This window comes from Micromonospora sp. NPDC005203 (assembly GCF_042872705.1).
Classification (GTDB): Bacteria; Actinomycetota; Actinomycetes; order Mycobacteriales; family Micromonosporaceae; genus Micromonospora.
Genome location: NZ_JBIAKV010000010.1, coordinates 137,303 through 162,486 on the forward strand (window position 1 = coordinate 137,303; position 25,184 = coordinate 162,486).

General features: G+C 69.1%; 27 protein-coding genes, 1 tRNA gene and 2 pseudogenes. 16 read left to right on the forward strand and 14 right to left on the reverse strand.

Annotation, left to right across the window (positions count from 1 at the left end):
* Positions 1-149 precede the first annotated feature (149 nt).
* Together ACFYPM_RS22125 and ACFYPM_RS22130 are read left to right on the forward strand one after the other, a co-directional pair.
* The gene (locus ACFYPM_RS22125; RefSeq protein ID WP_387199976.1) at positions 150-710 is read left to right on the forward strand and encodes a flavin reductase family protein; all 561 of its coding nucleotides are present in this window, start codon (positions 150-152) and stop codon (positions 708-710) included.
* Positions 707-1,318 (forward strand): malonic semialdehyde reductase, encoded by a 612-nt coding sequence (locus ACFYPM_RS22130; protein WP_387199978.1) that lies wholly within the window; start codon positions 707-709, stop codon positions 1,316-1,318. Before ACFYPM_RS22125 ends, ACFYPM_RS22130 begins: the two co-directional genes overlap by 4 nt.
* A 12-nt stretch (positions 1,319-1,330) precedes the next feature.
* Here the strand turns inward: ACFYPM_RS22130 and ACFYPM_RS22135 are convergent, their stop codons facing one another.
* A complete protein-coding gene (locus ACFYPM_RS22135) occupies positions 1,331-1,786 on the reverse strand; it encodes an Rrf2 family transcriptional regulator (RefSeq protein WP_355032917.1) in 456 nt (151 codons plus the stop codon).
* Between the two features lie 7 nt (positions 1,787-1,793).
* Complete coding sequence (locus tag ACFYPM_RS22140; protein ID WP_387199981.1) at positions 1,794-2,789, reverse strand: helix-turn-helix transcriptional regulator; 996 nt, start codon at positions 2,787-2,789, stop codon at positions 1,794-1,796.
* Positions 2,790-2,991: 202 nt separating this feature from the next.
* Here ACFYPM_RS22140 and ACFYPM_RS22145 point away from each other — a divergent pair, with 202 nt between their 5' ends.
* Entirely contained in the window at positions 2,992-3,768 is a 777-nt protein-coding gene (locus ACFYPM_RS22145; RefSeq protein WP_357248001.1) for a glucose 1-dehydrogenase, read from the forward strand.
* Positions 3,769-3,884: 116 nt separating this feature from the next.
* On the opposite strand, the gene ACFYPM_RS22150 is transcribed toward ACFYPM_RS22145, so the two are convergent.
* Positions 3,885-4,316 carry an SsgA family sporulation/cell division regulator gene (locus ACFYPM_RS22150; protein WP_007457244.1) on the reverse strand — a complete coding sequence of 144 codons (432 nt, stop codon included), beginning with the start codon at positions 4,314-4,316 and terminating at the stop codon, positions 3,885-3,887.
* Positions 4,317-4,610: 294 nt separating this feature from the next.
* On the opposite strand from ACFYPM_RS22150, the gene ACFYPM_RS22155 reads away from it, so the two are divergent.
* The gene (locus ACFYPM_RS22155) at positions 4,611-5,168 is read left to right on the forward strand and encodes a TIGR02611 family protein (RefSeq protein ID WP_387199984.1); all 558 of its coding nucleotides are present in this window, start codon (positions 4,611-4,613) and stop codon (positions 5,166-5,168) included.
* Between the two features lie 50 nt (positions 5,169-5,218).
* A tRNA-Val gene (locus tag ACFYPM_RS22160) sits at positions 5,219-5,290 on the forward strand.
* A 78-nt stretch (positions 5,291-5,368) separates the two neighbouring features.
* Here ACFYPM_RS22160 and ACFYPM_RS22165 read toward each other — a convergent pair.
* Positions 5,369-6,044, reverse strand: a pseudogene (locus ACFYPM_RS22165) (tyrosine-type recombinase/integrase); the annotation flags it as partial.
* Positions 6,045-6,254: 210 nt separating this feature from the next.
* Complete coding sequence (locus ACFYPM_RS22170; protein WP_387199987.1) at positions 6,255-6,950, reverse strand: hypothetical protein; 696 nt, start codon at positions 6,948-6,950, stop codon at positions 6,255-6,257.
* 214 nt (positions 6,951-7,164) lie between these two features.
* Between ACFYPM_RS22170 and ACFYPM_RS22175 the strand changes: the two genes are divergently transcribed.
* Positions 7,165-7,338, forward strand: a complete 174-nt coding sequence (locus tag ACFYPM_RS22175; RefSeq protein ID WP_387199990.1) for a hypothetical protein — start codon at positions 7,165-7,167, stop codon at positions 7,336-7,338.
* 12 nt (positions 7,339-7,350) lie between these two features.
* Positions 7,351-8,040 carry a hypothetical protein gene (locus tag ACFYPM_RS22180; protein ID WP_387199993.1) on the forward strand — a complete coding sequence of 230 codons (690 nt, stop codon included), beginning with the start codon at positions 7,351-7,353 and terminating at the stop codon, positions 8,038-8,040.
* Positions 8,041-8,334: 294 nt separating this feature from the next.
* On the opposite strand, the pseudogene ACFYPM_RS22185 reads toward ACFYPM_RS22180, so the two are convergent.
* Both ACFYPM_RS22185 and ACFYPM_RS22190 read right to left on the reverse strand, forming a co-directional pair.
* Positions 8,335-8,724: pseudogene (locus ACFYPM_RS22185) on the reverse strand (DUF998 domain-containing protein); the annotation flags it as partial.
* The gene (locus ACFYPM_RS22190; protein ID WP_387199995.1) at positions 8,640-8,903 is read right to left on the reverse strand and encodes a DUF998 domain-containing protein; all 264 of its coding nucleotides are present in this window, start codon (positions 8,901-8,903) and stop codon (positions 8,640-8,642) included. The pseudogene ACFYPM_RS22185 and the gene ACFYPM_RS22190, both read right to left, overlap by 85 nt.
* A 136-nt stretch (positions 8,904-9,039) precedes the next feature.
* Here ACFYPM_RS22190 and ACFYPM_RS22195 point away from each other — a divergent pair, with 136 nt between their 5' ends.
* From ACFYPM_RS22195 to ACFYPM_RS22205, 3 genes are all read left to right on the forward strand, one after another.
* A complete protein-coding gene (locus ACFYPM_RS22195) occupies positions 9,040-9,702 on the forward strand; it encodes a hypothetical protein (RefSeq protein ID WP_387199997.1) in 663 nt (220 codons plus the stop codon).
* A gap of 79 nt (positions 9,703-9,781) precedes the next feature.
* On the forward strand, positions 9,782-10,204 hold the full coding sequence (locus ACFYPM_RS22200) for a sensor histidine kinase (protein ID WP_387200000.1): 423 nt from the start codon (positions 9,782-9,784) through the stop codon (positions 10,202-10,204).
* Positions 10,201-10,830, forward strand: a complete 630-nt coding sequence (locus ACFYPM_RS22205) for a response regulator (RefSeq protein WP_387200003.1) — start codon at positions 10,201-10,203, stop codon at positions 10,828-10,830. Before ACFYPM_RS22200 ends, ACFYPM_RS22205 begins: the two co-directional genes overlap by 4 nt.
* Before the next feature lie 452 nt (positions 10,831-11,282).
* Here the strand turns inward: ACFYPM_RS22205 and ACFYPM_RS22210 are convergent, their stop codons facing one another.
* Both ACFYPM_RS22210 and ACFYPM_RS22215 read right to left on the reverse strand, forming a co-directional pair.
* Positions 11,283-11,411: a hypothetical protein gene (locus ACFYPM_RS22210; RefSeq protein WP_387200006.1), complete on the reverse strand. Its 129-nt coding sequence runs from the start codon at positions 11,409-11,411 to the stop codon at positions 11,283-11,285.
* A gap of 7 nt (positions 11,412-11,418) precedes the next feature.
* Positions 11,419-11,919 (reverse strand): MarR family winged helix-turn-helix transcriptional regulator, encoded by a 501-nt coding sequence (locus ACFYPM_RS22215; protein ID WP_387200008.1) that lies wholly within the window; start codon positions 11,917-11,919, stop codon positions 11,419-11,421.
* Between the two features lie 31 nt (positions 11,920-11,950).
* On the opposite strand from ACFYPM_RS22215, the gene ACFYPM_RS22220 reads away from it, so the two are divergent.
* Positions 11,951-13,027: a GNAT family N-acetyltransferase gene (locus ACFYPM_RS22220; RefSeq protein ID WP_387200010.1), complete on the forward strand. Its 1,077-nt coding sequence runs from the start codon at positions 11,951-11,953 to the stop codon at positions 13,025-13,027.
* A gap of 75 nt (positions 13,028-13,102) precedes the next feature.
* Here the strand turns inward: ACFYPM_RS22220 and ACFYPM_RS22225 are convergent, their stop codons facing one another.
* On the reverse strand, positions 13,103-13,705 hold the full coding sequence (locus tag ACFYPM_RS22225; protein WP_387200012.1) for a hypothetical protein: 603 nt from the start codon (positions 13,703-13,705) through the stop codon (positions 13,103-13,105).
* Between the two features lie 466 nt (positions 13,706-14,171).
* Here ACFYPM_RS22225 and ACFYPM_RS22230 point away from each other — a divergent pair, with 466 nt between their 5' ends.
* Positions 14,172-15,257 carry a cellulose binding domain-containing protein gene (locus ACFYPM_RS22230; RefSeq protein ID WP_387200015.1) on the forward strand — a complete coding sequence of 362 codons (1,086 nt, stop codon included), beginning with the start codon at positions 14,172-14,174 and terminating at the stop codon, positions 15,255-15,257.
* Between the two features lie 484 nt (positions 15,258-15,741).
* On the opposite strand, the gene ACFYPM_RS22235 is transcribed toward ACFYPM_RS22230, so the two are convergent.
* Together ACFYPM_RS22235 and ACFYPM_RS22240 are read right to left on the reverse strand one after the other, a co-directional pair.
* Positions 15,742-16,836 carry a pentapeptide repeat-containing protein gene (locus ACFYPM_RS22235; protein ID WP_387200018.1) on the reverse strand — a complete coding sequence of 365 codons (1,095 nt, stop codon included), beginning with the start codon at positions 16,834-16,836 and terminating at the stop codon, positions 15,742-15,744.
* 245 nt (positions 16,837-17,081) lie between these two features.
* Complete coding sequence (locus ACFYPM_RS22240) at positions 17,082-17,219, reverse strand: hypothetical protein (RefSeq protein ID WP_387200020.1); 138 nt, start codon at positions 17,217-17,219, stop codon at positions 17,082-17,084.
* A 66-nt stretch (positions 17,220-17,285) separates the two neighbouring features.
* Between ACFYPM_RS22240 and ACFYPM_RS22245 the strand changes: the two genes are divergently transcribed.
* From ACFYPM_RS22245 to ACFYPM_RS22255, 3 genes are all read left to right on the forward strand, one after another.
* Positions 17,286-17,846 carry a hypothetical protein gene (locus tag ACFYPM_RS22245; RefSeq protein ID WP_387200023.1) on the forward strand — a complete coding sequence of 187 codons (561 nt, stop codon included), beginning with the start codon at positions 17,286-17,288 and terminating at the stop codon, positions 17,844-17,846.
* 342 nt (positions 17,847-18,188) lie between these two features.
* The gene (locus tag ACFYPM_RS22250; RefSeq protein WP_387200027.1) at positions 18,189-18,701 is read left to right on the forward strand and encodes an LURP-one-related/scramblase family protein; all 513 of its coding nucleotides are present in this window, start codon (positions 18,189-18,191) and stop codon (positions 18,699-18,701) included.
* Positions 18,702-19,784: 1,083 nt separating this feature from the next.
* Positions 19,785-22,862, forward strand: a complete 3,078-nt coding sequence (locus ACFYPM_RS22255; RefSeq protein ID WP_387200031.1) for a discoidin domain-containing protein — start codon at positions 19,785-19,787, stop codon at positions 22,860-22,862.
* Between the two features lie 237 nt (positions 22,863-23,099).
* Here the strand turns inward: ACFYPM_RS22255 and ACFYPM_RS22260 are convergent, their stop codons facing one another.
* The gene (locus tag ACFYPM_RS22260) at positions 23,100-23,423 is read right to left on the reverse strand and encodes a nuclear transport factor 2 family protein (protein ID WP_387200034.1); all 324 of its coding nucleotides are present in this window, start codon (positions 23,421-23,423) and stop codon (positions 23,100-23,102) included.
* Between the two features lie 122 nt (positions 23,424-23,545).
* A complete protein-coding gene (locus ACFYPM_RS22265; protein ID WP_387200036.1) occupies positions 23,546-24,376 on the reverse strand; it encodes an SDR family NAD(P)-dependent oxidoreductase in 831 nt (276 codons plus the stop codon).
* Between the two features lie 58 nt (positions 24,377-24,434).
* On the opposite strand from ACFYPM_RS22265, the gene ACFYPM_RS22270 reads away from it, so the two are divergent.
* Complete coding sequence (locus ACFYPM_RS22270) at positions 24,435-25,085, forward strand: TetR/AcrR family transcriptional regulator (protein WP_387200039.1); 651 nt, start codon at positions 24,435-24,437, stop codon at positions 25,083-25,085.
* Positions 25,086-25,184 lie beyond the last annotated feature (99 nt).

The window sequence follows — 25,184 nt, forward strand, 5'->3', positions numbered from 1 at the left end:
TCCCACCGTGGACAGATCAGGAGACTGCGCATGTCCCCACCCCGCTTCGCCGACGCCCCGCTCACCAATGCGGCCCGCTGCTGCGGCACCGACCTGCGGAGCCGCTCCGGCCCGCCCCGCACACACCCGACGCCGGCTCCGGTGTCGGCATGACCACCGTGGAGCGTCCACCGCTGGACGCGGCCGAGCTGCAACCGGTGAGTTCGGACCTGTTCCGTGCCCTGCTGCGTCGACAGGCCACCAGTGTCGCGGTGGTCACCGCTGTCGCCCGCGCGACCGACCCTGCCCGCCGGGGTGGGATCGGCGCGCCGATCCGGGCCGGTTTCACCGCCACCTCGTTCACGTCGGTGTCGCTGGATCCTCCGCTCGTCTCGTTCTGCCTCGGGGTAGCGTCGTCGAGCTGGCCGGTGCTGGCCCGCGCCGAGCACGTTGCGGTACACCTGCTGACCGCGGGGCAGCGGGACGCCGCGACGATCTTCGCCACCAGTGGCATCGACCGGTTCGCCGCGTACCCGGACTGGACGCCTGGACCATTCGGGGTGCCGCTGCTGACCGGCGTGCTGGCCCGACTGTTCTGCCGGGTGGTGCACCGGGTGCCCGCCGGCGACCACACGCTCGTCATCGCCGAGCCCCTGGCGCTCGGCGATGGCGGCGACGGCGCGCCACTGGTGCACCACCGCGGCGGCTACACCGCGCCGGTACCCCGGTGACGGCAGCGACCGCACCGGACCTGCTCGCGTTGGACCGGGCCGCCCAGGACCTGCTGTTCCGGGCGGCCCGCACCGCCAACACGTTCACCGACGAGCCGGTCACCGACGCCGAGGTCGCGGCGATCCACGACCTGATCCGGTACGGGCCGACCGCGTACAACGGCCAACCGCTGCGGGTGCTGCTGCTGCGCAGCGCGGCGGCCCGGGCGCGACTGCTGCCCCACCTGTCGTCGAGCAACCGGGCGAAGACCGCCAGCGCTCCGCTGGTGGCGGTGCTCGCCGCCGACGTGGACTTCCACGAGCGGCTGCCCGAGCTGTACCCGCACCGCCCACAGGCCCGCGACTGGCTCACCGATCGGGCGACCCGGGTCGAGCAGGCCCGGTTCAGTGCGACCCTGCAGATCGGCTACCTGCTGGTGGGCGTACGCGCGGCGGGGCTCGCCGCCGGTCCGATGGCCGGGTTCGACGCGGCGGGCGTGACCCGCGAGTTCTTCCCCGACGGGCGGCACGAGGCGCTGCTGGTCATGAACGTGGGCCGTCCCGGCCCGGGCTCCTGGCGGGATCGGCTGCCCCGGCTGACCACCGGGGACGTGGTCCGGACGCTCTGACACGCGAGTGGATCAGCGTGGCTCCCACGCGTCGGGCAGTGCGGTGAGCTTGCGCACGTGGGCGGGCAGTCGACCACTGACGATCTCGGCGAGGCTCACCTCGTCGACCACGCGCCGCACTGCCGCCCGCACCGCCACCCACAGGCCGGGCAGGTTCTCCGCCGCACCCTCGTACCGGGTCTCCTCGGGGCGCAGCCCGCGCACCCCGGCCAGCGGGCCGTCCACCGCCCGCAGCACCGCGCCGACGGTCACCTCGCGCGGCGGGCGGGCCAGTGTGTAGCCGCCCTCGGCGCCGCGCTGGGCGCGGACGATGCCGGCCCGGCGCAGATCCGCGAGGACCGCCTCCAGGAACTTGCGGGGCATGTCCTGCTCCCCGGCGATGGCCTGGGTGGACAGCAGCGAGGGGTACGCGGTGGCGAGGCTCAGTGCCGCCCGTACCGCGTAGTCGCCGCGCGCGGAGATCTGCACCCTGTCATCATGCCCGGCCGGTGCCGCGGGCCGGTCCGGTGGGCGACCCGGACGGCCCGGTGTGGCCGTCGTTGGCCGGTTCGCCGAGCGCGCCGGCGCGGAACCTGCCGCCGCCGTTGGCGCCCGTCGGCTCGACGGGCGGTCGAGGCCGGACCACCCGGCCGGTCGTCCGGTGGTCGCGGGCGGCCCGGAACGCGCCGGGGCTGACCCCGACCTCCCGGGTGAAGAAGCGGCCGAAGTTCGTCGGCTCGGAGAAGCCGAGCTGCCGGCCGATCTGGGCGATCGGCTGGTCGGTCGCGGCGAGCAGCCGCCCGGCCTGCAAGGCGACCCGCTCGTCGATGACCTGCTTGGCGCTGCGGCCGGTGACGGCCAGGCACGCCCGGGTCAGGGTACGCACCGAGCAGCGGAGATCGGCCGCATAGTCCTCCACCCGTCGGGTGTGCGGGTAGTGGTGCTCCACCTCCTGGAGGAACCGGTGGAACGTCTCATCCTCGGGCCGGGGGGTCGGGCGGTCGGCACCGGCCAGGGTGAGCCGCAGCAGCAGCACGGCCAGTTGGTGGCGGAGCAGCGCGCGGGCGGTGCGGCTGTCGGGGTGCCGCTGGCAGTCCACCGCCAACTGGCTCACCTCGGTGATCACCGCGTCCTCGTCCTCGCCGGCCAGTTGCCGCCAGGTGACGGGCGTGGCCGGGTCGACGTCGAAGCCGCCTAGCGCCTGGGGATCCCAGGAGACCACCGTGGCGTCGAACTGCGGGCCGGCGCAGCGCAGCGCCTGGCCGGCGCGCACTCGCAGCAGCGTGCCGGGCCGGCACGGCAGCAGGTGGAAGTCGAGTTCCGCGTCGCCGTGACCGCGGGTGGTGAGGATCAGCAACTCCTGCTCGACGATCACCGGCCGACGCCAGCCCGGGTCGCCGGCAAGGTCGGCCAGCGCGAACGTGGCGATCTCGTCGGGTACGGGTGGAGCCGAACCGATCGGTGGCGCGGGGGAGGGACCGGTGAAGACCATCGCCTGCGACGGTAGCCCGAACCGCAGGTCACCGCATCCCAATCGACGTGGGTCGGAGAATCGGCGCCGCCCGCTGGGCTTGTCGCCGTCCCGGCGGCCGGGCTACGTTACCCGGCGGTAGTGCCGTCCGGTCCGCGGTCCGCCCGGCGCTGCGCCGGCCCCGGACCGGTCGGCGGCCCCGCCGACTCGCGATGGGATGGGCATGACGCAACTGTTCTCGGTCGAAGGTAAGACGGTCCTGGTCACCGGCGGGTCGCGGGGGATCGGTCTGATGATCGCCCAGGGCTTCGTGCGGGCCGGCGCACACGTGATCATCTCGTCGCGGAAGGCCGACGTCTGCGAGGCGGTCGCCAAGGAACTCTCCGCCGAGGGCCGGTGCGACGCCATCCCCGCCGATCTCGGCGACGACGCCGGTGCCGAGGCGCTGGCCGCCGCCGTGCGTGAGCGCTTCGGCCGTCTCGACGTGCTCGTCAACAACGCTGGCGCCACCTGGGGCGCACCGCTGGAAACCTACCCGGAAGCCGCGTTCGACAAGCTCTGGGCCGTCAACGTCAAGGCCGTCTTCCGACTCACCACCGCGCTGCTGCCGGCGCTACGCGCCGCCGCCAGCGCCGACGACCCGGCCCGCGTGATCAACATCGGGTCGATCGACGGCATCCGGGTGCCGTGGATGGAGGTGTACGCGTACTCGGCCACCAAGGCAGCCGTGCACATGCTCACCCGCAGCCTGGCCCACCAACTCGCCGCCGAACAGATCACCGTCAACGCGATCGCGCCTGGCCCGTTCGAGAGCAAGATGATGGCCTTCGCGCTGGAGGACCCCGCCAGCCGGGCCGCCATCGAGCAGCAGGTGCCGCTGGGCCGCATCGGGCGCCCCGAGGACATGGCCGGCACAGCTATCTACCTGTCGTCGCGGGCGGGCGCCTACCTCACCGGGGCGGTCATCCCCGTCGACGGCGGCATCACCACCCACGGCTGAACCCCGGCCATTCCCGGGTCCGGCTGCCCGCGTACCCCCGGGTGTGCCAGGGCCGCGCGGACTCGGCAGATCCGCGCGGCCCCGGTATGGCCGGTGTTGCCCCGTTCAGGCGGTGCTCAGCGACCGGCGAGCAGCCGGTTCACCGCTGTGTCGACGTCCAGGTGCTCGGCTTCGCGGCCGCGCGGGACGACGACGTACGTCCGTCGAAGGAAACGCACCAGAACGCTGCGCGGCACCTCGAAGAGGGCGTTGCCGTCCGGTGACGAGAGGGCCAGCGCGACGAAGTCGCCGCGCGGTGTGGCCCAGGGCCAGACCCGAACATCACCGATGCCGGCCGGCTCGTCCAGGCCGGTGACCAGAAGTTCGCGAGCGAACGACCAACTCACCGCCTCGCCCCCTGCCGATTCGGCATGGAACAGGACATGGACCGCATACGGGTCAGCAGGGTCGTAACGCAGACTGGCACGCACCGGCAAGGCGGTGGCGTCAGGTGCGACGAGCCTTAGCGACGTCTCGACCTCTACGGTCGTCGGTCGGATGACACTCATGGACGTTCTCCCCCCGGCACCGCTGCGGAACGCGCGTGTCCCGCTTTTCCCATACTCAGGTGCTACTCCTGGCTACGCTCCGCCATACGCTGACTTCACCCAGTGGTGGGAAGGGGGACGGAAAGCCCGCGTGAATGTGAGCATTCATGTAGGATTTCCGGTTCTGCCCAGTGCGTGATCCCGCCCGGCATCGGGTGGTTCAGTCGTCGACTTACTCCGGTAACGTCCAGTCGGCCGTTGCAGTGACGGGCCTGAGCGACACTGGGGGGTGAAATGGTGGCGAAGAAATCCTCAGTGGATCGGCCCGCGGCGCCCAGCCCGCCGAAGGTCGCGGTCCGAGCAGCCGAAAAGCGGGGGTACGGAACACCGATGGAGCAGCACGAACGCGCCGATCGGCCAACGCCCGACGTCGATCGTCGCGGTGGCGTCCTCGTCGTCGGGGAGCCGCCGCGCCGCCCCCGCTGGCGGGAGCGGATCTCGCTGACACTCGACCTCATCCGGGCCAACCCCACCGGCCGGATCGCCCTCAAGATCTTCATTGCGATCGCGGGAGCGATCGTGGTGACCATCGGCATCGCACTCATCCCCCTGCCGGGCCCCGGCTGGCTGCTGGTGATCGCCGGATTGGGCATCTGGGCTGTCGAATACCACTGGGCCCGCCGGCTGCTCGGCTTCACCCGCCGACACGTCTACGGCTGGACACGGTGGGTGACCCGACAGTCACTGGCGGTGCGAATCGTGCTCGGGTCCGTCGGTCTGGTCTTCGTGGCCACCGTGCTCTGGCTGTCGCTCAAGTTCAGCCTCGGCATCGACCTGGTCGCCAAGGTGATGCAGTACCTCGCGACGCACTGACCCCGGATTTCCGGTCTCGTTCCACGATCGGGTAGAGTCAGTGGCGCTGAGGGCGATTAGCTCAGTGGGAGAGCGCTTCGTTCACACCGAAGAGGTCGCTGGTTCGATACCAGCATCGCCCACGCAGGTCAAAGGCCACTTCCCGGCTTCGGGAGGTGGCCTTTCTGCTGTCGTGCAGCAGTTAAGTACACCAGCCGTGCTCAATGGCCGAGTGATTCGCCGAGGCGTTTGAGGGCGTCTCTGGTCGCCTTGTGTGATACCTGCGTATAGATCTCCATCGTCACGGAGAAGCGGGCGTGTCCCAGTACCTGCATGGCGACTCTGGGGTGGACGTCGAGGTCAGCGAGCAGCCTGGCGCAGGTGCGGCGGGCATCGTGGACGGTGATCGGCCGAGGTCGACGTCCTCCCACATCAGTCCCAGGGCCTCGCCCTTGCGGAGACCGGTGACGAGGACCAGGACGTAGGCGGCGTGGAGAGGGTCCTCGTCTGCTCTCGCGGACTCCAGGAACTTCCGTGCCTCGTCACTCGACCAGGACTTGCCCCGGCGTCGGCGAACGGTGGCCAGGGTGACCGCCACGGCCGGGTTCTTGGTGATGAGGTCCTCGGCCTGAGCGTGCGTGAGGGCGGCCCGCAGGCGGCCCGGATGTCGCTGACCGTGCGCGTCGACGGGACGGCCTGGCAGCAGCGACCGACGGCGCAGCAGCGCCGTTTGTGCTTCGGCCGGGCGGCGTCTTTGCCCTGGGCGCAGCACTGGCAGGTACGGGCCACCTGGTTGATCCAGGTCTGCACGTCGCGGGACTGGAGCCGGTCGAGCCGCTTGCCGCCGAGGCCGGGGGAGATGTAGCGGCGGACGAACGTCTCGTAGGTGGCGTAGGTCGGGTTGCGGTCCGTGGGTGGTTGCGCTGGGCCATCCCACCACCCGTCGACCCGGGCGAGCCGAGCAGACCACCGATCGGCCCGCCAGCGTCCGTACGTGCGTCAAGGTCCGCTTGATGTGGCGGACCGGTCGGCGGCCCGCTCCCCAGGAGGGCGGGTCGGCGGCAGACGGGATGGAGGAGAGCACGTTATGCGGCCAGCTGACCGAAGTCAGTTGACCTCGAAACGCAGCGCCAGCAGGTCGTCGAAGACTTCCGGGAACGGCTGCGGATCGACGTCGCCCTCGTAGATCTCGAGGAGGTGACCGGGTTCAGGGTCGGGGGACACACAGTAAAGCATTTGCTCTCCTTCCCGGCCGATTATCAGCAGCCGAGCTGACGCGATCTCCTGCCCCTCGTCCCAGGCCTCAATGGCCTCGGGTATCCCAGCCATGTCCGCGAGCGTCACCATCCAGGCCGGGCGCATCACGCCGAACTCCTCGGGACTGCGCGAGGTAAACCCGGCGTGCACCTCGCGCAGGAACACCCGCAGGGCCTCCGGGAAGTGCTCCCAGAACTGCGGCTCGGTGCCGAAAGAGCGGGAGTCGTACCCGACCCAGGTGATTAGCGGCTCGTAGGCGCCGGGAAAAACATAGATCAGGGCGGGTATGCCGTCGAGCAGGCTGACCCTCACGTCGGCGAGACTGTCGCGGAGCGCGCTGGCGAAGCGGGGAAGCAGGGCGAGCAGGTCGCCGGGCCAAAGTCCGAGAGCGGCGGCGCGGCGGGTGGCGGAATCGGTGGCCTCCGCGACCGGCAGCCACGCCGCCGGCAGCAGGCCCTCGCCCGGCGGGACCACGCCCGGCCTCAGCAGGGCCGGCGGGTGGTCCGTCCACGGTCGCAGGCTCGCGATGACGGCTTCATCGTCCACCACTGTTCCTTCCATAGTCACTGGCTGGCCAGCAGCTTCGCCGAACCACCCGAATGGTTGGGCGGCGACGACCAATTCTGGTCGTACCTTGCCCCAATCCCCTACCAGGACTTCGCGGCTCACGTCGACTACGTCGGCCTGGGCCGGTACCCGGACGCCTCCTCTCCCGTCGCCCTGCGGGGCAACCCGGGAGACACCGCATTCCTCACCACACATGGCCAATCTGCAGTGGCTGTCGTTCAGCTCGAACCTGTCGAAATCCTCACGCAGCTCGGCGGCGATGGCCGGAGTAGACCCGGCCTGGCAGGCGTCGCAGGTGGCGCTGGAGAACAGCCGCCGCACGAAGTTGCTGGATACCATCCAGAAGCTGCTGAAGAGCCAGGGCTGACGGGAGTACGTGGTGGCACAGCTCGATCCGCCGGACATGGCCGGCACGCTGCCCGGCTGGGCGGCCACGATCGTCGCGGCCAACTCCGCCGAGTTCGCGGAACTCCCCGAGCGGTGGCAGCCGATCGCCAGCGCCGTCGGCGCCGAACAGCGCCGCCCGGCCGCCCTGGCGCTGTGGAATGCCGACCTCACCGCGATGCTGCCGCAGCTGGTGACCGCGCTGGACACCCACCTGGTCGACGTCCGGGCCTGCGCGACGGATCACGGCTTCGTGCTGGCCTACCTGGTGACCGACGACAGCGGCAGGCACACCTGCTGGGTGGGCCGGGATCCGCGCGGCTTCGCCGCGCCACCCCGGTTCTGGGACAGCTTCCCGCCCTGGTTGCAGCGCTTCCTGCGGGAGGTGCACGCCGGCTTCACCAGCCCGGACCACGAGTCTTTCGGGGTGATGGCGCCGTCGGACATGCAGACCCTCGCGGAACGGGCGGACTTCCCGGAGGGCATCCCCGGCTGGGAGGACGGCGATGACATCTCGTCCACCCGGTTGCTGGTCATCACGAAGGACAGCGGCAACCTGCACTACTGCCTGTCACCCGATCTCGACCTCGGCCAGGTCGCGCTGGTCTACGAGGGGGACATCGACCCGCTCGACCTCGCTCCCGAGCTGGACAACCTGATGGCGTCGTACGTCAGGCCCAGGTGACCTGGCGCGGTGCCACTGACCCGCTCGCGCTGCGACTGGGCGCCGGTCCGCTGCCAGTAACAGGCGGATCGGGAGACCTCGAGCAGTTCTCAGGCACGTGTGACGTTGTGCTTACCGGCCTGCTCTGCGGCGATGAACGGGAAGACGTTCACCGGGCCTCCTTCGCGATTTTCGTGGCGTACCAGCGGTTGAGCACTGGGTAGAAGATTGGCTGGTCGGGAAGGCGCGGTGGCCAACCCGCCAGCGGGACGCCGCGACTTGAGTGAGCGTTGTGTGGCGGAGGTGCAGGGCGAAGGCGGTGATCCAGGCCCAGCCGAGCCCGATGGTGAGGCGCTGGTACAGGCCGCGGTATTCGGCGACGGCCAGGCCTTGGATGAGTAGAAGCATGGCCACACCGACTATCGTGCTGGCCAACGCCCAGATCCAGGACCGACGCCGGGCACTGTGAAGCGCCCAGGTGAAGATCAGGAGCGGTAGGGACAGAAACACAACGCTGCCGGCGGCATTGTGTGCGGTTCCGTGCCAGGTGCGCTGGGCCTGCCCGGCGACATCGGTGACGAACAGCCCGGAGGCGATGAGGGCAACACCGAGCAGCCCAGTCAGGGCCGCCGCGATCCGGGCGACCGGATGGGGCGCAGGGCACGGCGTACCCCGAGGGCGAATGCCACGAACAGTGAGCCGCACACGAGAAAGTTAGTGATTTGGATCCATCCGGTCGACCCGATGGCCAATTCGCTGGCGGCTTGGCGAATCGGGCGGTATCCGGGCCGTAGCGCGCCGCCAACGAGGACCACGATGAGGAACAGAGGCCCGGCGGCGGCGCCGCACGCGAGGAGCCGCCGGATGGGGGTGTTTTCCTTCATGACTCCATTGCACGTGCGGAGCCGGATCCGTGGTAGCGGCCGCCGTCGGTCGGTGTGACGACGATGGTGCGGGTCCGAACCTACTTTCGTCGGTACGGGCAGGACGGGGTCTCGGTAACGACCTACCGTTGTCCACGTGGCGGGAGCCAGTTGGAGTGGGGCGGAGCCGGTCCTGGGACGGGACGACTGGCCGAGGCGGCGCTTGGTCGACGGTGCAGTGGTGGCGGTCACGGCGCTCGCCGGCCTGGTGCTGCTGGCCGGGCAGACCGCCGACCTGTGGGGCGGCCACGGCCCCACGCCGGTGGTCTTCGTGGCGGCGGGCGCGCTGTGGTGGCGCCGGAGCGCACCGGTCGCGGTGGCCTGGGTTGCTCTCGCTGGCAGCGCCGTCCTGGCCGCTGCCGAAGCTCTCGGCCCGGGCGGCTCGATCCGGCCGGGCGAAAACACGATCATGTTCCTCACTCCGGCTGCCCCGTTCGCGGCCTACGCGGTCGCGGTCTACGCGGCTCGTCGCGTTTCGGGCTGGGCAGCGGTCGTCGCTCTCGTGGTTGCGGCCGCGGCGCCGTGGCCGCCCTCCTGGGTACGGCTACGCTCCGGCCTGGTGCTGCTCGGTGTGCCGGTCCTCCTCGGCCTGTATCTGGCGGCGCGCCGCCGCATGGTCGACATGCTGCGCGAGCGGGCCCGGTGGGCGGAGGCTGACCGGTACGCGGCGGCGGAGCGGGCCGTCGCAGGTGATGGTGACGCACCGGGTCAGCCTCATCGTGCTGGAGGCTGGTGCGCTCGGGCTGACCGCAGCCGATGAGCCGACTCGGGTGGCCGCTGAGCGGATCCGGGAGGCCGGCTGCGCTGCGCTCGACGACCTTCGCAACCTCGTCCGGGTCATGCCCGAGCAGCCGACGGTCCGGGAGCCGGCGCCGGCACTGCTGCCCGATCTGCGACCACTGGTAGGCCTGGCGGATCTGGAGGTGACGGGCACCCCAGTGCTGGTGTCCCCGGCGGTCGGGCAGGCTGCGGTGCGGGTCGTCCAAGAAGCGCTGACCAACGTGAGTAAACACGCGCCGAATGCCCACGTGGAGGTGGGGATGCACTACGAGGGGGGCGGCGTGCGGGTGTCCGTCCGCAATGGGGTGGCTCGGTCGGTGGTCGACGCGCGGCTGGCCGCTTCCGGCTCAGGGACCGGGCTGCACGGGTTGCGACGTCGGGTCGAGCTGCTCGGTGGAACGTTCACGGCCGGACCCGAGCCCGGCGGCGGTTTCACGGTTCATGCGCGGCTGCCCGGCGTACAACAAGACGGGTCGTCATGATCCGGATCGTGGTGGCCGATGACGATCCGTTGGTCGGCGCGCACCTGCGCACAATCCTGGCGAGCGCCGGCGACATCGAGGTGGTCGACACCGCGACAGACGGGGCCGCGGCGGTCGAGGCCGCCATCCGGCACTGTCCGGACCTGGTCCTGATGGACCTACGCATGCCAGGCGTCAACGGACTGGTCGCCACCGACCAGATCACCGCCCTGAACCCGGCCCCGGTCGTGGTTGCGCTGACCACGTTCACAGCCGATCGCTACGTGGCCGCCGCGCTGCGCGCCGGAGCCAGCGGGTACGTGCTCAAGAGCACCCCGCCGCGCGAGTTCGCCGACCTCATCCGCACCGCCGCCGCCGGCCACACGATCCTGCCGCCCGCTGCGGCCCGGGCCCTGCTGCCCGCCGACCCGTCGGTGACCCTGCCGAACAGCCTGTCCGAGCGGGACCGGGAGATCCTGACCGGCCTGGGCCACGGCCTGACCAATGCCCAATTGGCGGCCCAACTGCACCTCACCGAAGCCACCATCAAGGGCTACGTCTCGCGGGTCCTGACCCGGCTCGGCTGCACCAACCGGACAGAGGCCGCCCTCCTCGCCCAGCGCGCCGGACTCGTCAAGTACGGATAATCCGAGCGCAGCCGGCTCAGTAGGACTACGCCGGCCGATCGCATGATCGGGTGCACGCTCATGCCGCTGAGTACACGCGCCGACTGCCGAAGCACGGTCACACTGCGTCGACGTGATCAGCCAGTACGCCGGCCTGCGGGTGCGTGGATCGGCCGATGAGCGGATGTCTGCTGTCGCGATGACTGCCGGCGCTGCCGCGCTGGTTTGTGAAGCGGCTGCAGAGGCAGTTGCGGGCAGGCTACGAGTCCGACCGAGGCGGCCGAATGACGAGCGGAGGCGAGTCGTCCGCAAGCCGAACATGCTTTCGCCACCGGTAGTGGCGCCACCCAGCGACTGCGACGGCCACGGCAACGAGCAGCGCGGTGGCGCCTTTCCAGGCGCGCTCGAACCACGATTCTGTCGTCGCCGAACGCCGCCTCAGCGGCCGTCATCAGCCATAGCCCCACCCACGCCTACTGCCAGCCACGTGGCCGGGAGTACTTGTCGGGCGGGTTGGAGAACGCGACGAAAACAGCGGCTGCGGCACCGACGACGACGATCAGCGGTACTCCGATGCGCCAGAGGGCGTCCCGCAGCGACACGAACCGGTCATGGCACCCCGTCAGCGTCATTCGCCAGAGCCATAGCCTGGGGTTCTTTCAGCCTCCGGTCGATCTGTTCGATGGCGATGAGGTCTTCTGGGGCGAGCCGGTCGATGAAGTGGCGTCGCACCGATTCGACGTGGGCCGGTGCGGCGTTTTCGAGTGCGTCCCGACCTTTCGGCGTGAGGACGAGCAAGCAGCCTCTGCCGTCGGTCGGATCGGGTGCGCGGCTCAGGAGGCCGCGAGCCTCCATCCGGGTGGCGTGCCGGGACAGCCGGCTGCGTGACCAGCCCATCTTGTCGGCCTGTTCCCCCAGGCTGCTGGTGTGGTCGGGCCGCTCCGACAGGGTGCTCAGTACCTCGTAGTCGGGTTCGGAGAGCCCGACCGCGGCCAGATCCCGCGCAGTGCCGGCCTGGACGGCGACCACCACGCGCAGGAACGCCCGCCATGCCCGCTCCTCGTCAGGGTTCAACCAGCGTACGGTCCCGGGCGGCGGCTTAGTTGACATGTAATCAATCTAGCATCTAGGCTTCGTTTCCATGTCAACGAAATCGATTCGTGTCCTTGTCCTGATGTGCAGCACCCGCCCAGGCGCCCTCGGCCCCGCCGTGGGACAGTGGCTGACCGAAACAATCACCCCTCGTGCCGCGGAACTCGGCGTCGAGCTCGTACCGGTCGCCCTCAGCGATCTGAACCTGCCGTTCCTCGACGAGGAGGAACACCCGTCGTCGGGTGTCTACCAGCACGAGCACACACGTCGGTGGAGCGCGATCGTCGACGCGGCGGACGGGGTCATCGCGGTCACGCCGGAGTACAACTACGGGATGCCAGCGACGCTGAAGAACGCGCTGGACTACCTCAGCCGCGAATGGGCGTGGAAGCCGATCGGTTTCGTCAGCTACGGCCACACGTCGGCGGGCACCCGGTCGGTTCAGCATGCCAAGCAGGTGGTGACCACGCTGCGCCTGGTTCCCCTGGGCGCCACGGTCGCGATTCGCCTCGGTGACGCCATGGAGAAAGGGCGGCTGCGGTCCGACCCGGCCCGCGACACGGCGGGTGTCGGGATGCTGGACGAACTCGTCCGGGTCGCTCACGCCCTACGGCCACTGCGCGAACCTGCACGAGCCGGGACGCTGTCCGGACCGGTGCCGGGGTCGTACGTGAGACGGCTGACCCCCGACGACGCGCCCGAGGTCACCGTGCTGCAGCGGTGCTGCTGGGTGGACGAGGCCGTCGTCAACGACACCATGGCCATACCGGCCCTGCACGAGTCGCTTGAGGAGGTACGTGACTGGCTGGCGACCTGGCAGACCACGGGCATCTGGCTGGACGGCCGACTGCTCGGCATGGTGCGGGCCCGTCGCGTCGACACCGACTGGCACCTGGGTCGGCTCGCCATCGTGCCCGACTTGCGAGGTCAGGGGCTGGGCCGGTGGTTGCTACGCACCGCCGAAGCCGGCGCCCAACCGGATTGCCGCCGCGTTGTGCTCTCGAGCGGCGCGAAGAGCCTGCGGAACATCGACCTCTACCACAGCGAGGGATACCAGTCGGTGCCACACGCCAGCCCCGACGGAACCACCTGCCTCGCCAAGGACATACCCGTCAGGCAGCGCTGACGCTGACGGTTCATTGAACCCCGTAGTCCGGTGCGCGCTCATGCCGCAGGTCGGGCGCCCGCCTCTGCGTCCCGGTCAGAAACGCGCGTCGCCGGCCTTGAGACTCCGCAGCTGTTCGACCTTGCGCTCGGTGTCCTGGCGTGAGTACGAGCCGAGCGCCGAGAGAGGCATAGCGTCGGCGTCGTCACCGAGACTGAGGACGGGAGCGTAGAGCGGCAAGCCCACCCGTACGTCGATTTGCACGCAGTCGACCGACTGGATCGCCCTCCACGGTGTGACCTGGTCACGGCTGTCGAAGCCGCGGACACGGACACCCTCTTCGCCGATTACCACCCCGAGTCGAAGAGCCCGCCAGATCCCGGCTATGCCGCTCGTGACGAGTAGGCATCCCAGCACGATGCCGAACCAGTCGCGCTCGGCCAGTACGTCCCCGGCGGTGAAGTACGTGACGCCCAGCAGGGTCCATACCACGAAGATCACGACTAGGACCGGAATCTGGATGCGTGGCCTGATGACGATGCGGTGCATGGCGGAACATGTTACGGAGAAGCCCGTCCGGCCAACGGCGTAGTCCAGCCCGACTGCGGCGTTGGGCCGGGCGAGCAGTGCGAGTTTGACCCATGCGGCGGCCTTGGTTGCCCATGCCCAATCGACGAGCCGCAGGCCGAGTGGTGTCACGATCAGGTTGGTCGGGGTGGATGAGTGTCTCGCCGTGCATCACCGGGAGCGTGAGCCCGAGCCGGGCGGCCGGCGTGAACCACATCTCGCCAGGCGCCGGCGTCTCTTGAAGTGCTGTCAGGGTGGCGAGGAGCATATCCAGGTCGGTGCTGCTGGGCGACAGGTCGGGGTGGGGGCCGGCGAGATGCTCGGTCCCCACCACAAGCCAGCCGACGGATTCGAGTTGCCACAGGACTGCGGGCCGGCGCCGGTCGATGGTCCGGGTTGCCGCGAGTTCGTAGCACAGCGATCGAATGCTCAACTCGCCGGAAGCCGCCATGACGAAGATGCGTCCGGCAGGTCCGGTGACCATCGAGGCGATCTCGGCGTCGTTGCCAGAGAAGCCGGTGGCGCCTTGACAGGAAGGCGGAGCAGCAGGACAGTCGACATATTCATAGACGTTCTACTATCTACGGCGAGGTGTGCCATGCGGAAGTCGCTGACTGCTGTGGCCGCCATCGCTGTTGCCATGGTCGCGATGGTTGCCGCGATCTCACACGCCAGTGCGGCGAACGCGGCGGCCGGGTGTCGGGTGAACTACGTCGTCACCAGCCAGTGGACCGGTGGCTTCCACGCCGACATCGCGGTCACCAACCTGGGTGACCTCGTCAACGGGTGGACGCTGCGGTTCGCGTTCCCTGCGGTCGACCAGCGGCTCGCGCAAACCTGGAGCGCCACCTGGGTCCAGGCGGGCCAGCAGGTCAGCGCGACCAATCTGGGCTGGAACGCGACCCTGGGCACCAATGGCTCCGCGAACATCGGTTTCGTTGGCGCCTGGTCGGGCAGCAACCCCGTGCCGGCGTCGTTCACGCTTAACGGCGTCACGTGCACCGGCGGCGTCCTGCCCAGCGTGACGCCGACCCGGACGCCCACACCGCCGGTCGCTGACTACCCGGCGATCGTCACCTGGCTCAGCCCGACCGCCGGCGCGGTGTACACCACGCCGGGAACCGTCCCGCTGGCGGCGACCGCGACCGTGGGAGGCGGACACAGCATCACCTCGGTGTCGTTCCGGGTGGACGGCGTCACGGTGGCCCGGGGGGTGAGGACGACCGGTGACCGGTACGAGGCGCTGTGGACACCACCGATCGGGGAGCCAGGCACCAGCACCACCTTCGTGCTGTACGTCTCGGCCGGCACCGACCAGTCGCTGCCTGGCGCTGCGCCGCCGTTGCTGGTCACGGTGGTGACGCCGGCGTCCACCGGCACCAACCACCCGCCGGCGGTGGCGTTGAGCACCCCCGGCGGGCAGACCTACTTCCTTGAGCCGACGACCGTCACGCTGGTCGCCGACGTCGCCGACGTCGCCGACACCGATCCCGGGGACCTCGTCAGCCGGGTGGAGTTGTACCTCGGCGCAACCCGGCTGGCCGTGACGCCGACCAACAGCGGACAGCGCTACCAGTTCCAGACGGCCCTGTCGGCCGGCACGTCGTCCACCTTCACCGTGCGGGTCCACGATTCCCACGGCGGCCTCGGCATCTCGAACCCGCTGACCTTCACCATTCGTTAGCGCCTCGGCCCTCCGTTAAGGGCTGACCAAGGTCCTTCCACTGGCCGTCGATATGTTTGCGTCCGCACATCAGCGATCCGCGCGCTAGAAGTCGAGGCTCGGCAACTGCGCTCGCTCGTCGTCGGTCAGGGCATAACGAGTGCCCGTCGCGTCGGCACGGGCCTGCGCCGCCGCGTAGATCTCCCGGCTGGGGCGGACCGTTAACGGCGTCTGGAGCCGGAAAATGTAGTGGGCATCGCCATCTGTGCACACCGGCCAGGCCTCATCACCCAGCCAGAGTAGTCGGGAGCAGACTGCACGCGCTTGCGGAAACTGCTGAGCCGGCTTTCGACCGCCTTGACCGTCAGATCCAGTTCGGCGGCGATCTGGATCTGGGTCTTGCCGGCTGCGATCATCCCGAGGAAGTGCGCAGCCGCACGGGCGGGGGACCACGCGTCGACGAGATTGGGTGCGGGGCGTCCCTACCCAGGTCCCCCCGATGCCGTCAACACTGTTTCGGGGGGACCACCCCCATGGGTAAACGGGTGTCGCGATTGATCTTGATGCAGGTCAACCTTGCGCCGGTTAGGTCAGCGCCGGTGAGGTCCACGCCGGTCAGGTTCGCGTGCCTCATGTCCGCGCTGGCCAGGTTGTTGACGGGACGGTCACCGCCGGTTAGGTCCACGGCGTCCAGGATCGCGCCGGTCAGGTTCGCGTACCTCATGTCCGCGCCGGCCAGGTTGACGCCGCTCAGGATCGCGCCGGTCAGGTTCGCGCGGGTCAGCGTCGCGCCGGCCACGTTCGCGCGGGTGAGGTACACGTAGGACAAGATCGCGCTGGTCAGGTTCGCGCTGGTCAGGTTCGCGCTGGTCAGGTTCGCGCTGGTCAGGTTCGCGCCGGTCAGGTTCGCGCCGGCCAGATTCGCGTGGGTTATGTCCGCGCGGGTCAGGCTCGCGCGGGTCAGGTTCGCGCTGGTCAGGTTCGCGCTGGTCAGGTTCGCGTGGGTTATGTCCGCGCCGGTCAGATTCGCGCTGGTCAGGTCCGCTCGGGTCAGATTCGCGCCGGCCAGGTTGGTGTTGGTGAGGTCGAGCGGGGCGGAATGTGGCGTGAGCGTCGGGCTGCTGCTGACACGGGTGGCATTGCGTCGACCCAGCACCGTCAGTGCGGTTTGAATATCGACCGCTGGGCGAGGGCCTGGAGTCACGACGTTCGGCGATAAGGCTGTGGCCGTAGGGGTTGGCGTGGGTCGCTTGGCCACGGGCGCGTGGACGCGGACGAACGCGGCGAGGATTTCGAGGACGGCGGGTTGGTCTACGGCCGAGTCGCGCATGATGCGCTCCAGGGCGTAGATCGCGCCGAGGCGTACGTCTATTTTTTCGGTGCCGGGCTGCCCGAGTTGTTCGACCGCCTTGGTAAACCGGTCGGTGATTTGCCCTTGGGCGGTGAGTCGCTGCTGTTCTCGGTTGGCCTCGTTGGTCACGTATAGGCCGATGGCCACGAAGAGCACCGACAGTATGCTGCCGACGGCGGTCACGAGGCCACCGATGGACACGAACCGCTGCCATGGGTCGGGCTTGACCTCGATCGGTCCTGCCGGCACGAGTTCTATCCGACTCGACGCCGCTCGGGAAGGACGGGGCATCCGCGGTCCGGACGGAGACTGCCCTGCGACTCTCCAGCGCCGTGCGGGAGCGGGCGCAGCCCCACTGCGGAGGGTCCCAGTATTCGCCTGATCACGAGGTGTCAGCGGCATGGTTCCCATTGGATCCTACCTGGACCAGCGGCAAACAGTCATATTAGGTACACGGATGCGCGGATGACGCCAACGCCCGCCGCAAAGGTCAGCTACGACGGCTGACGATGCCCGGACATCGACACTCGGAACGGCCACAGCCCCAGGATCCGTCGGGCGTACAGGCTCAACGCGACCAGCGTGGTGAACAGCGCCGCCATCGTCCAGCTCCACCAGGCGCCCGGGAACATCACTACACCAGCCCAACCGAAACCAGCACCAGCCGCTGCGACGCAACGATCATCAAGGATCGCGCGATGCTGACCGAGATCCTTCAGGTGCCCGTAGAGGAGATCCTCGCGACGGTTCACTGGTTCACCACCGATGACGCCACGATCGTCTCGCCCGCCGGCGCTGTCATCACCGGGGAGGCCGCCTGCCGAGCCCACTCGCACACCACCCTGAAGCACGCGATCGAGGAGGAAGCCGAAGCCCGACACAAGTGCAAACACGGCGGCCCGCATCCCATCCACAAGGGCGAAGAGACCAGTCCGGAATGGGAGTATCGGTGGTATCGCCAGCATGTCCGGCCCGAGCACGAACTTTTGCGGCAATGGTGCGGCCACCGTGCCGTCGTAGCTCACGAACGCCTCACGGGCGCTGAAGCGGAGAACCACCGCCTCGACCTCCTCGTCGTGCAACTCATCAGAGGTCTCGACGTCGCTGGTGACACCATGCGAGCTGAACGATTCGCCGAAGAACACGAACGGGACCGGATCACCCCTTACCTCGCCCGACCCGTCGTCGACCGGCCGCTGCACTGGTCCGAGATACCGGTGCGTGAAGTCCCGGTCTATCGGCGCCGCCGCTGGGGGTAGGCGGCCATCACTGCCACCGTCGCTCGTCCTCGGCGCCTCGGGGCCATGACGCTCACGCCGACCTTCACTTGCCGCTCGCGCTGATTCGGGAAACAACGGCGCCGTGGCGCTGTTGCCCAGTGCCTGGGTCGACGACGTGCAGGGCGACCTAGAAGCGCTGCGGCGAAGTTGGGCGCGGCCCCGTCAGGATGACCGTGCTGCGATGCGCGTGATGCGTGTGCTCAAGGGAGTCGGCCCTGCCCTCGGCGGCGCGCTGCTTATGACGATGGAACCACAGCTCCGCTCCAACCCCACCGACTCGCCCGCCTGGCACTGCCCCGAGCGGTGGGTGAGAATCGAGAGATGTTTGTCATTAAGGAGCGGTTCTTCTCGATCGGCGACGACTTCGACGTGCTCGACGAGCACGGCACCAAGGTCTTCCACGTCGACGGCAAGGTGTTCAGTGTCCGCAACAAGGTCGTCATCGAGGACGCCTCCGGCCAAGAGGTCGCCACGCTGCACCGGCACCTGGTGGCGCTGCGTCCCACGTACGAGATCCGGATCGGCGGAGAGAAGGCCGCGGAAGTCCGCAAGAATCTGCTCACGCCGTTCCGCGACAAGTTCACCATCGACGTGCCGGGGCCCGACGACCTGGAGATGAAGGGCGACCTGCTCGACCACGAGTACGTGATCGAACGCGACGGCACCGAGGTGGCCGCGGTCTCCAAGCGGTGGCTGACCATCCGGGACACCTACGCCGTGCAAGTCACCGCTGGCGTCGACCCGCTGCTCATCATCGGCAGTGTCCTCGCGCTCGACCTGGCCACGAATCGCGACAAGAAGGAGGGCGACAAGAAGAAGGACGACGAGGACTGACCCCCTGGGCGGCAGTGGCATCGCTCGGCGTCGGGCTCGCGGCCGGGACGTTCAACGCGCTCACCGGCGGCGGATGGCCGCACAGCCCAGCAGGCCGCCTCGGTGCGGTCGCTGGAGCCCAGCTCGGCGCCGCGGGCAACCCTCCGCGCCGGCCATGCCCTCCGGTACCACGATGACGGCGCGTGAGTACGTCGGCGATCAGCGCGGTGGTCGGAGCGTCGTTGCACATCGGGAAGAGGCCGAAGCTCCTGCGGACAGGGCCCACCACGAGCCGAGCCGCCGGGGCACTGCGCCGCCAACAGCCCATCACTGGGCTGGGTAGAAGCAGCAGGCTGCGCTACTGACTGTGGGGCCGGATGTTGTGGTAGAGGTGGAAGCTCGGTCCAGCGGAAGCCTGCGCTGAACTCAAACACGGTGCCGCGGTGGCTGAACGAGGCGTCAACATCCGCGACGTCGGTGATGGCGTCGCCGTCCGCCCGCAGGCCGACGCCGGCCAGGTAGGTGCCGGCATCCAGGTCCGACGTGCGTCCCGAGCCAGCGCTGTTGCCAGTCGAAGCACTGGGCCGGCAGCTTACGACCGGCCGGCGACCAGCGGTCGGCGAGCCGGTGCGAGCCGGGTTGGGGGAGCGGGTTGGGCGCAGGGTGTGCCCTGAACGGCGTTGAACTGCGTCCAACGGCATCGGACGGCGCTCAACTGCACCCAGCTCTGCCTGCGGCTCCACGTTGCCGCAGGTCAGAGTCGGTGCGGCGACCTGTTGGACACCGAAGTGGTCAGGATCTTGTGCCCACGACTCTGGTAGATGCGGTGCACGGCCTGCACCTCTCGGCCGTCGGCGATCAGTGCATCAACGTCGAGCCCGGCGGGGCCGCCTCTTGTGACGACACACCACCCTCGATACGGTCATCGCGCTCGTCACGCTTCAACGGGGGTTGTCTGTGTCGACTGTCATCACGCCTGCGGCTGCCCGCTGGCGCGCTCGGCTGACCGTCTTGGTGCTCGGCGCGTCCTGCCTCGTCGCCGTCTCCGCACCCGGCCCGGCCACGGGGGCCGTACCAGCTGTCAGCCGATCGGCAGCAAGTCAGATGGCCGCCATCGAACCGCCAGCCGACATCGTGTCCCGGATCGCCGGCCGGCCGCATCCGCGGCTGCTCGCCACCGCGGAAACCTTCGACAGCGCGCGCAACCGGCTCGCGACCGACAGCCGGGCGCAGCGGTGGTTCACCGCGGTACGGGAACGCGCCGATCGGGTGCTCGACACCGACGCGGAGAAGCTGCCGAGCAACGAGCGGTTGACGAGCGGAGAGGTCACCGCAGACGACGTGAAGCGGCGGATCTACGCGCTGGGTCTGGTCTGGAACATCGCTCCCAGCGGAGGGACCAACCCGCAGGAGTACGCCCAACGGGCGAGGGCGGAGCTGCTCGCCGCCGCCAGCCTGCAGACCTGGAACCCGGACAGCAGGTTCCTCGACGTCGCGCAGATGACACACGCCCTCGCGATCGGCTACGACTGGTTCTACCAGTTCCTGTCCGCAAGCGACAGGACGACGATCCGGGACGCGATCATCAAGCACGGCATCGATGCGACCCTGCCCTTGCTGGGCGGAGGAAACTTCACCGCACCACACAACTGGAACATCGTCTGCAACGGTGTCGCGCTCGGAGCGCTGGCGATCGGCGCCGACGCCGGTGACACGGCCCGCACCAAGGTCAACAATCTGCTGGTCGGCAGTGTGCGCTCCATCCAGTACGGCATCGCGGAGTACGGCCCCGACGGTGCCTACGCCGAAGGTCCGGCCTACTGGCTCTTCGCCACTGAATACCTCGTCACCTGGCTGGCCGCCTTCACCACCGCGACGGGCACGGACTTTGGCGTCTCCGGCCTGCCGGGCCTGGCGAAGACCGGTGACTTCGCCATTCACGTCAGCGGACCGAAGGGAGCACTCTTCAACTACGGCGACGGCGGTACGGGCTTCTACAACTCACTGACCGCCGGGGGTCGGCAGGCGCCCTATCTGATGTGGCTGGCCCAGCGTCACCAGCGGCCCGAATGGGCCGCCTGGGCAGCCTCCCGGGCCGACGAGGGGGCCACGCCACTGGACATCCTCTGGTACGACCCGGCTGCCGCCACCGGAGCCACCCATCCAGTCGCGACGGATGCCTACTTCCGGTATGTGGAGGTGGCCACCGCGCGCAGCGACTGGGACGATCCGAACGGCGTCCATGTCGCGACGAAGGGGCTGCGAGCCGGCTTCGATCCGGTCGCCGGCCACGAGAACCTGGACGCCGGTTCGTTCGTCATGGACGCGGCCGGCACACGCTGGTTCGAGGAGCTTGGCGCGGACGACTACGACCTGGCCAACTACTTCACCTGGCAGAGCAACACCGGCGGCCGGTGGGACCACTACGTGAATTCTCCGCAGGGGCAGAACACCATGCTGCTGGGTGCGGGCCCGACGCCGACCACCGCCCTGGCCCAGGGTGCCCGGATCGTGTCGACCGGTTCCTCCCCCCAGCAGTGGCATGCCATCACCGACCTGACCGCCATGTACGGCGGCCGGGTGCAGCAGGCCCGACGCGGCATCCAACTCTTCGACGACCGTCGTCAGGTGCTCGTCCAGGACGAGATTCGGTCTACCACGGCAATCGACTACCGGTCCTTCCTGCACACCCGCGCCGACGTCGTGTTGGCCCCGGACGGGCGGTCCGCGACCCTGCACCGGGGCGACGAGCGTCTCGCGGTACAACTCGTTGGCCCAGCCGGCGCGAAGATGACCATCGGGCTTCCCACCCCGATGCCGGGCAGCCCCAACCCGCCGGGGCAGAACTCCCAGCCGGGGCTCCGAAAGCTCGTCGTACACCTGCCCGGTGTCACCAACGCCACCCTGGCGCTGCGCCTGACCCCGTTGTTCGGCGGCGAGCAGCCGCCGCCGGCGCCGTCCCTGACGCCGCTCGCCAACTGGTCTCTGCCGGCACCACCGACGACCCAGCTGGCCGGGTTGCACGTCGACGGCGCGCCGGTGGCCGGTTTCACGCCGAACCGCTTCCGGTACGACGTGGTGCTCGCGCCCGGCACCACCATCCCACCGCCGCTCACGCCGGTGAGCCAGAGCGGCGGATACGCCCAGGTGAGCCAAGCAACCGAACTGCCCGGCACGGCCAGCGTGGCCACCTACCGCCAGGACGGGACCGCCGGTCCGAGCTATAAGGTCCACTTCCGGGTGCCGGGGAAGACCCGCAACTCGCTGCCCATCGCCTCGGTGACCGCCGGCGAGTCCGCCAACCGTGCCGCGGCCACCATCGACGCCGACCTGGGCACCACCTGGGCCGGCTCGACCCTCGACGTTGACCTCGGTTCGCAGCGCACCGTCGGCGCGATGAACGTCGCCTTCGCTTTCGGTTCGCAGCGAAGCTTTGCATTCGACCTGCTGACCTCCACCGACGGCACCAGCTGGCAGGCCGCCGCGATCGGAGCCGTCTCCTCCGCCGCCACGGACAACGCCGAGGTGTACCCGATCAGGCCGACCACCGCCCGCTATGTGCGCCTCGTCGGGCGCGGCAACTCGTCTACCAGCTCGACTGTGGTCGCCGAGGTCCGGATCTACGCCAACACCACCGACGCGTACGCGGACATGCCAACCCGCCGGATGACGCCGACCGCCGACGCCTTCGTCCGCTGTGGTGACGACGCCGCCAAGAAGTTCGGGCGCGGAAAGCAACTGGAGATCCGCCACCACCCAAACGACCCGACGGTGGATGTTGATTATCGGCGGTTGAGCTATGTCCGGTTCGAGCCGACTTCCGTCACCGGCACGGTCCGCAACGCCACCCTGTGGCTCTACGGCGGAATGGGCGCCGACCCCGTCGTGGACTTCACCGCGTCGGCCGTCCTGAGGGTCGACTCGAATCCATATTGGGTGGAGGAGGAAATCAACTGTGCCGACCGCCCGCCGTTGGGCGCGATTATCGGCGTGATCGGCTCGGACGAGCAGAGGATGTGGCGTCGTCTCGATCTCACCACCTATGTCACGGAGCAACTGGCCGCCGGCAAGCCCATCAGCATCGGCGTCGCACAACTGGCGGCGGGTCACGGCCCCTGGGTCGGCTTCAACAGCAAGGAGGCCGACTTCCAGCGGCCGTTCCTCGAATTGACAGTTTCTTGACCGGGGCCAAGCCAGATGCCGATGGCTTTGGCGTGGCGCTCCTGCGGGCGGTTGCGGTACAGCGCCCGCCGAGCGACCAAGAGTACGAGCACAGGGGCGGCGAGAGTGTCCGGATCCGCCGCTGACAAGGCGCGACGATGGTGAGCGTGCTCACCGATTGACCGACGCGGCTGCGGGAGCGCCCGTTGCCTGTTCACCGGCCGGGGCAGCTCCCAGGCAGCCCCGACCGGTGACAAGTCAGACGGGCTCGATCGCGAGGTCGGTGATCTGGTCGTCCTTGATGTCGAATACGAATGCGAACGACAGAGGCCCGCCGGGGAAATCTCCGTCCCCGGAGGCCACCAGCCGGTCGTCCGCCAACGAGGTTGGTGTGAGCACGACCTTCGGGTCGATCAGGTGCCCCTGGATCCACTCGCGGATCTCGGCCTCGCCGGCCCAGGTCTTCCCGTCATCGCGCACGGTGGCCCCGTCGCCGAAGACCGCGGCCAGCGCGGTCGCGTCGTGCGCGTTGGTGGCCGTGATGAGGTTGTCGACGGCTTTGGGCAGGGTGAGGTCGTTCATTTCTGCTCTCCAGTTTTCTCAGGTGCCAGGATGCGGGCGCGTGCTGGCATGTCCTTGGGACACAAGGGCTTCGCGGCAAGGTCGACTTTTGCGAGGCACAGACACAACGTCGGGAAGCAGACTCAGAAGTCCGCTCCGCGGGAGAGCTTCTCGTTCGCGCGCAGCTCCGCGAGTGCGTTCTCGTGCATCCCCACAACGACGTCGTAGCCGGAGTTGCCGAGCACGATTCGTTTCGGTGGAACGGGTGCGTTCATCGCGCTAATCACGGCCTGCACCCCGCGAACAGGGTCTCCTGCCTGCTTGCCGTTGTGGTCCACGAACGCCGCCTTGACGCCCTCGACCATCGGCACGTAGGCGTCGACGATTTCGTTGACGTCCTCGTTCTGAAAGTAGGTGAAGGCTTTGGTGCGGAACGCTCCCGGCTCCACGACGAGCACGCGCACGCCGAACGGCTCAACTTCCTGGCGCAGCGTCTCCGACAGTCCTTCGACCGCGAACTTCGCCGCCGCGTAGTAGCCGAACCCCTGTGCGCCGACGAGGCCTGCCACCGACGACATGTTGACGATCCAGCCGTCGCCGCGTGCCCGCATACCGGGCAGGACCGCGCGCACCACCTCGACCACGGCGAACAGGTTGAGGTCGAACGTGCGGCGGATCGTCTCGTGCGGGGCACCCTCGATCGAGCCGTACCAGCCACGGCCCGCGCTGTTGACGAGCACGTCGATCCCGCCGAACCGCTCCTCGGCCGTCTTGACCGCCGCACGCACCTGATCGACATCGGTGACGTCGAGCTGGAGAACCAGCACGCGGTCGCCGTGCGGTTCAGCCCACTCTTGCAGTTCAGCGGGCCGACGCGCGGTCACCACTACCTGATCGCCCTGCTCCAGGGCCGCCTCGGCATAGACCAGGCCGAACCCTCCGGGAGTCCCGCCAGTGATGAACCAAGTCTTCATGGACTTCTCCTATCGCTATAGAAACCAATGTAGCGCTACATGAGGTAATGTAGCAAGCATGCAGAACGCACGGGATCGGCTCCTACTCGCGGCGGCGGAGTTGCTGGAGAGCGGCGGCACGGTGTCCACGAGGGCGGTGTGCGATCGCGCCGGGGTGCAGGCCCCGACGCTGTACCACCACTTCGGCAGCAAGCAGGGCCTGATCGACGCCGTGGCGAGCCACGGCTTCACCCAGTACACGGCGGTCGAGAGCTCTGGCGACCCGCTGGACGACCTGCGCGAGGGCTGGGACAGGCACGTGCGGTTCGGGCTGGAGCACCCGTCGTTCTACGGGCTGCTCTACGGCCGCGCCCAGCCGGGAAAGCCCTGCGCCGTCACCGCTCCCGCGCACGCCGCGTTGCGCGAGCGGTTAACCGCCGCCCGGGGCCTGCTCAAGGTGCCGGCGGCCGATGCCGCCGAACAGGTGTTGGCCGCTAACGTCGGCATCACGCTCACCTTGATCAGCCAGCCGGAGCCGGACTTCGGGCTGTCCGGACGCGTCCGCGAGGCCGCGCTGGCCGGAGTCCTGCGCATGCCCCCCACGGACGCCCGCGCGACTCGTGCGAGCGCAGCACTGACGCTGCGTGCGCTGGTCGGCAATGACCAGGGCGACCTCACCCCTGGCGAACACGCGCTGCTCGGCGAGCTGCTGGACCGCCTGGCCCGCTAAGCGGTGATCGGCAGCGCCCTATGTCGGCTGCGGGTGTGCGCAGGTCAAGGCGCTAAGGACTCGTAGGTTGGCATGGCCTTGCGATGGGGAGCAGATTGG

Coding starts and splice junctions, on each gene's coding strand:
- ACFYPM_RS22215 (WP_387200008.1), bottom strand. CDS start 11,919: ATGTCAACTAAGCCGCCGCCCGGGACCGTACGCTGGTTGAACCCTGAC.
- ACFYPM_RS22255 (WP_387200031.1), top strand. CDS start 19,785: ATGGCCGCCATCGAACCGCCAGCCGACATCGTGTCCCGGATCGCCGGC.
- ACFYPM_RS22125 (WP_387199976.1), top strand. CDS start 150: ATGACCACCGTGGAGCGTCCACCGCTGGACGCGGCCGAGCTGCAACCG.
- ACFYPM_RS22260 (WP_387200034.1), bottom strand. CDS start 23,423: ATGAACGACCTCACCCTGCCCAAAGCCGTCGACAACCTCATCACGGCC.
- ACFYPM_RS22245 (WP_387200023.1), top strand. CDS start 17,286: ATGCTGACCGAGATCCTTCAGGTGCCCGTAGAGGAGATCCTCGCGACG.
- ACFYPM_RS22205 (WP_387200003.1), top strand. CDS start 10,201: ATGATCCGGATCGTGGTGGCCGATGACGATCCGTTGGTCGGCGCGCAC.
- ACFYPM_RS22145 (WP_357248001.1), top strand. CDS start 2,992: ATGACGCAACTGTTCTCGGTCGAAGGTAAGACGGTCCTGGTCACCGGC.
- ACFYPM_RS22175 (WP_387199990.1), top strand. CDS start 7,165: ATGGCCAATCTGCAGTGGCTGTCGTTCAGCTCGAACCTGTCGAAATCC.
- ACFYPM_RS22190 (WP_387199995.1), bottom strand. CDS start 8,903: ATGAAGGAAAACACCCCCATCCGGCGGCTCCTCGCGTGCGGCGCCGCC.
- ACFYPM_RS22270 (WP_387200039.1), top strand. CDS start 24,435: ATGCAGAACGCACGGGATCGGCTCCTACTCGCGGCGGCGGAGTTGCTG.
- ACFYPM_RS22250 (WP_387200027.1), top strand. CDS start 18,189: ATGTTTGTCATTAAGGAGCGGTTCTTCTCGATCGGCGACGACTTCGAC.
- ACFYPM_RS22220 (WP_387200010.1), top strand. CDS start 11,951: ATGTCAACGAAATCGATTCGTGTCCTTGTCCTGATGTGCAGCACCCGC.
- ACFYPM_RS22230 (WP_387200015.1), top strand. CDS start 14,172: ATGCGGAAGTCGCTGACTGCTGTGGCCGCCATCGCTGTTGCCATGGTC.
- ACFYPM_RS22265 (WP_387200036.1), bottom strand. CDS start 24,376: ATGAAGACTTGGTTCATCACTGGCGGGACTCCCGGAGGGTTCGGCCTG.
- ACFYPM_RS22200 (WP_387200000.1), top strand. CDS start 9,782: ATGCCCGAGCAGCCGACGGTCCGGGAGCCGGCGCCGGCACTGCTGCCC.
- ACFYPM_RS22140 (WP_387199981.1), bottom strand. CDS start 2,789: ATGGTCTTCACCGGTCCCTCCCCCGCGCCACCGATCGGTTCGGCTCCA.
- ACFYPM_RS22240 (WP_387200020.1), bottom strand. CDS start 17,219: ATGTTCCCGGGCGCCTGGTGGAGCTGGACGATGGCGGCGCTGTTCACC.
- ACFYPM_RS22150 (WP_007457244.1), bottom strand. CDS start 4,316: ATGAGTGTCATCCGACCGACGACCGTAGAGGTCGAGACGTCGCTAAGG.